Source organism: Pseudomonas sp. (assembly GCF_050739655.1).
In the GTDB taxonomy this organism is placed as follows: Bacteria; Pseudomonadota; Gammaproteobacteria; order Pseudomonadales; family Pseudomonadaceae; genus Aquipseudomonas.
In genome coordinates, this window is sequence record NZ_JBOIBY010000381.1 from 1 (window position 1) to 4,891 (window position 4,891).

The following is a 4,891-nucleotide window of genomic DNA, read 5'->3' on the forward strand; positions in this document are numbered from 1 at the left end:
CTTCTGCCTGGCCCGGCGGGACATCATGTTCAACGCCTCGATCGAAGCCGAGAATGCCATGGCCGCATAAACGTAGCCTTTCGGTACGTGGGCGCCGAAGCCTTCGGCGATCAGCGTCATGCCAATCATGATCAGGAAGCCCAGGGCCAGCATCACCACCGTCGGGTTGTCGTTGATGAATTTGGCCAACGGATCAGCCGCAAACAACATCACCAGTACCGACACCACCACCGCGATGATCATGATCGGCAAATGCTCGGTCATGCCGACAGCGGTGATGATGCTGTCGATGGAAAACACCATGTCCAGCATCAGGATCTGGCCAATCGCGGCAGCAAAGCCCAAGGTCACGGTCGACGTTGCTGTTTTCGGATCTTCCGGCGCCGGGTCCATGCTGTGGTGGATCTCGGTGGTCGCTTTCCACAACAGGAACAGGCCACCGGCAATCAGGATCATGTCTTTCCAGGAGAACGCATGGCCGAAGATCTCGATTACCGGTGCGGTCAGCTGGACGATGAACGCGATGGTACTCAGCAAGCCCAATCGCAGAATCAACGCCATGCCGATACCAATGCGGCGCGCTTTCTGTCGATGCTGCTCGGGCAGTTTGTTGGTCAGGATCGAGATGAAGATCAGGTTATCGATGCCGAGCACGATTTCCATCACCACCAGGGTAGCCAGGGCGACCCATGCAGTGGGGCTGGCGGCAAGCTGTAAAAGGTATTCCATGGGTCAGTCCTGACTCGCTGTAAGACGGTTTAGATTTCCTGGGAGGAAGATTCGGTTTTTTCCGAGTCTTTTTCCGATGATTCTTTTTTGCTGATCAGCCCACCCGTTGCCTCGCTGAGCGCTTGTTCGGCGGCTTTGTGGGTATCGTCGATTGCCTGTTTCGCGCTTTCGGCAGCCTTGCCCATCAACTGTTGAGCACTTTTCTCGGCCTGGTCGCAACCGGCCAGTACCAGTAAAGACGTGATCAACAGCGCCGTGGCTTTGATTTTCATGATGCCTCCCTTGAAATAACGAACGGGCCGAAACGATGGCCCGTTGATAGCGACGCATTCTAGGGAGCTGAACACTTCAGTAAAATTCGTATTTTTAGCGGTTATACTTCGGCTTTTACGAACTGTTCTCTGTATGAGCCGCCGAAGGCTGCGATCTTTTGATTTTGTTTTTAAAAGCAAGATCAAAAGATCGCAGCCTTCGGCAGCTCCTACAGGTGATATGCATTGGGGAATACGTCCACATGCTCAACTATCGGCAATTGCATTACTTCTGGGTGGTGGCCAAGACCGGCAGCATCGTGCGCGCATGTGAACAGCTGAACCTGACGCCACAAACCATCAGCGGGCAGATTTCGCTGCTCGAACAAACCTATGGCATCGAATTATTTCGCCGGGTGGGCCGGCAACTGGAGCTCACCGAAGCCGGTCGCCAGACCTTGCCCTACGCCGAACAAATGTTTCAGCTGGGCGGAGAACTGGAACTGATGCTGCGGGCGCAGCCCAACGAACAGCAGATTTTATTTCGCGTTGGGGTGGCCGATGTCGTTCCCAAGTCCATCGTTTATCGCCTGATTGCGCCGACCATGGAATTGAGTGAGCCGCTGCGCATCACCTGTCGGGAGGACAAACTGGAACGGCTACTCGCCGACCTGGCGATCCAGCGCCTGGACCTGGTGATTTCCGACAGTCCCATGCCATCGCACCTGGATATCAAGGGCTACAGCCAGAAACTCGGTGAATGCGGCATCAGTTTTTTTGCCACGCCTGAGCTGGCAGCACGATACGGCCAGGATTTCCCGCGTAACCTGCACGGCGCACCCTTGCTGATTCCCGGCCCGGAAACCGTGGTTCGAAGCCGCTTGCAACGCTGGTTCGCCGAGCAACAGATCCAGCCGCAGATCGTCGGCGAGTTTGACGACAGTGCATTGATGCAGGCCTTTGGCCAATCCGGCAGCGGGATATTCATCGGCCCGAGCGTGATCGCCGATGAAGTGAAACGCCAATACGGCGTGGAAGTGATTGGCCAGACCGACTCAGTAAGCGAGTCGTTCTATGCCATTTCGGTGGAGCGCAAGGTCAAGCATCCCGGCATTGTCGCCATTGCCGAAGGTGCCCGACGCGAGTTGTTTACAGCGCTGTGATGGCTTCCCGCGGCTTGAAGGTCATCAGGGCAATCGCCAACAGGATCGAAGCGAGGATAAAACCAGCCGCGGCGAAACCAAGGCCTTGAAGGCCTACGCTGTCGATCACACGGCCGCCGATCAAGGCACCCAGACCGATACCGAGGTTGCCACCGGCAATGTTCAGCGACGCGGCAAAGGCTGGTGCTTCAGGTGCGGCCTTCATCAGGCGCACATGACAGACCAGAAACAACGCGGCCTGAGTCACACCCCAGATGCCCATCGCCGCCGCCAGCCCCACGGGGGAATGGATGTTCGGCACCAACGCCACCAGACCGGCGATCATGAAGGCACTGAACATCATTGAAGCCACCAACGGGTGACGATCCACCGCGCGACCACCCAACGAGTTGCCGATCAACCCGACCGCACCGAAGCCCATAAGACACCAGCCGACCACCGTGCCATTGAAACCGGCAAGTCGTTCAAGGATGTCCGCCAGATAGGTGTAGGCGGTGAACATGCCGCTGAATACCACCACCGACAACAACACGTGGCCTAGCATCAGCGGGCTGCGCAGAATCCTGAGTTGCGAAAGAAAGCTCACCTGATGCTGATGCAGATTGGTTTTGGGCAGGTAGACAAACAGCAGCAGCGCCTTGGCAAAGGCGATGACTGCCAGAATGGCGAAAACACTGCGCCAGCCGAACGCGTCGCTGATCAGTGTGCCCACCGGAATGCCGAACACCATCGCGCAGACAACGCCGAAACCGATCTTGGCGATGGCGCGCCCGGCGTAATCCGGCCCGACGATGTCCACCGCCGTCTCGCTGGCCAAAGCCCAGAACACCGGCAGCCCCAGTGCGGGAATCAATCGGGCGAGCGCCATCACCCAGATATTCGGTGCCAGTGCCGCCAGCGCGTTAGCCAGGCCGAACAGGATCAGCACCGAGATGAACAGCTTGCGCCGCTCGAAACGGGCGAAGTAAGCCGTGAGGAACGGCCCGAACGCTGCAACAGTGAAGGCGAACAGGGTCACCAGCAGGCCCGCTTGTGGGATGCTGACCTCCAGATCCCGGGCAATCGCCGGGAGCAAGCCAACGATGATGAACTCCGTGGTCAGCACCGTAAAACCGGCGGCGGACAGCAGAAGGATGGGCAACAGCATGCAAAACTCCAAAAAACGACAACACCAGCGATAGCCCGAAGGCCCACTGGCAGACATGAAAATGAGGATGGCGAATGTTAGCAGAGTGTTTGCCGGCGTAGTTGCACGAACCTGCATTTTCCGTTGAATGCCAGGGTGGCAGTTCATCACAGGTCTGAAGGATCCTGCCTACGCTGTGATAAAGTCCGCGCCCTGAAAATCGTACACCCTGCGTTCATCAGCCTTTTATTGCGCCGATGTCGCGATCCCCTTCGGTTTCATGCCTGCTGCCTGCGTGAAACCTTGCACCTATAAAAAATTCCGAGATGCCGTTTTATGACTGCTTCATCCCCTTCTCTATTGCAACGCTTGAAACGCTTGAGCCTGGTCACGCAGATCGTGATCGGCCTGATCGCCGGTATTGCCCTGGCCCTGTTTGCCCCTGACGCGGCGAAGTCCACGGCGTTCATCGGCAAGGTGTTTGTCTCCGCGCTCAAAGCGGTGGCACCGATTCTGGTGTTCGTACTGGTCATGGCGTCGATTGCCAATCACAAACACGGCCAGGAAACCCACATCCGACCGATTCTGTTTTTGTATCTGCTGGGTACTTTCGCCGCTGCCGTGGTCGCGGTGGTAGCCAGCATGATGTTCCCGTCCAGCCTGGTGTTGTCGACCCAGGATGTGGCGGTAACTGCACCGGGCGGTATTGGCGAAGTGCTGCAAAGCCTGCTGCTGAGCGTGGTTGACAACCCGGTCAGCGCACTGATGAACGCCAACTTCATCGGCATTCTGGCGTGGGCCATCGGCATGGGCATCGCGATTCGTCATGCTGGCGACACCACCCGTGAAGTGCTGGGCGACCTGTCCAATGGCGTGACCGTGATCGTGCGCCTGGTGATCAGTTTCGCGCCACTGGGCATCTTCGGCCTGGTGGCCTCGACCCTGGCCACCTCCGGTTTCGGCGCGCTGATCGGTTACGCACAGCTGCTCGCCGTGCTGCTCGGCTGCATGCTGTTCGTGGCGCTGGTGATGAACCCGCTCATCGTTTTCTGGAAACTGCGCCGCAACCCCTATCCTCTGGTGCTGATGTGCCTGCGCGAGAGCGGCATCACTGCATTCTTCACCCGCAGCTCGGCGGCGAACATTCCGGTCAACCTGGAACTGAGCAAGCGCCTGGGCCTGCACGAAGATACGTACTCGGTGTCGATCCCGCTGGGCGCGACCATCAACATGGCGGGTGCCGCGATCACCATCACCGTGCTGACCCTGGCGGCCGTGCACACGCTGGGCATCACCGTGGACATTCCGACCGCGATCCTGCTTAGCGTTGTTGCGGCGATTTGTGCCTGCGGCGCTTCAGGTGTGGCCGGTGGCTCGCTACTGCTGATTCCGCTGGCGTGCAGCCTGTTCGGCATTCCAAGCGAAATCGCCATGCAGGTGGTGGCGGTGGGTTTCATTATTGGGGTACTGCAGGATTCGGCGGAGACGGCGTTGAACTCGTCCACCGACGTGCTGTTTACCGCGGCGGCTTGCCTGGGTGAAGAGCGGAAAATCGGGCAGACTGTGTAAAAAAGATCAAAAGATCGCAGCCTTCGGCAGCTCCTACAGGTGTACGCATGACC

5 protein-coding genes are annotated in these 4,891 nt (G+C 58.1%); 2 read left to right on the forward strand and 3 right to left on the reverse strand.

Going from position 1 to position 4,891, the window contains the following annotated elements; genetic code table 11:
* Together ACRESJ_RS18575 and ACRESJ_RS18580 are read right to left on the reverse strand one after the other, a co-directional pair.
* A partial coding sequence (locus tag ACRESJ_RS18575) for a TerC family protein (protein ID WP_431759184.1) occupies positions 1–729 on the reverse strand: 729 nt, incomplete at its 3' end.
* A gap of 29 nt (positions 730–758) precedes the next feature.
* Positions 759–1,001 carry a hypothetical protein gene (locus tag ACRESJ_RS18580; RefSeq protein ID WP_431759185.1) on the reverse strand — a complete coding sequence of 81 codons (243 nt, stop codon included), beginning with the start codon at positions 999–1,001 and terminating at the stop codon, positions 759–761.
* Between the two features lie 242 nt (positions 1,002–1,243).
* Between ACRESJ_RS18580 and nhaR the strand changes: the two genes are divergently transcribed.
* Positions 1,244–2,143: a transcriptional activator NhaR gene (gene nhaR / locus ACRESJ_RS18585; RefSeq protein WP_431759186.1), complete on the forward strand. Its 900-nt coding sequence runs from the start codon at positions 1,244–1,246 to the stop codon at positions 2,141–2,143.
* Here the strand turns inward: nhaR and ACRESJ_RS18590 are convergent.
* Positions 2,130–3,290 (reverse strand): MFS transporter, encoded by a 1,161-nt coding sequence (locus tag ACRESJ_RS18590; RefSeq protein WP_431759187.1) that lies wholly within the window; start codon positions 3,288–3,290, stop codon positions 2,130–2,132. The two genes, nhaR and ACRESJ_RS18590, sit on opposite strands and share 14 nt — an antisense overlap.
* Before the next feature lie 315 nt (positions 3,291–3,605).
* On the opposite strand from ACRESJ_RS18590, the gene sstT reads away from it, so the two are divergent.
* A complete protein-coding gene (gene sstT, locus ACRESJ_RS18595; protein WP_431759188.1) occupies positions 3,606–4,838 on the forward strand; it encodes a serine/threonine transporter SstT in 1,233 nt (410 codons plus the stop codon).
* The last annotated feature ends 53 nt before the right edge of the window (positions 4,839–4,891 follow it).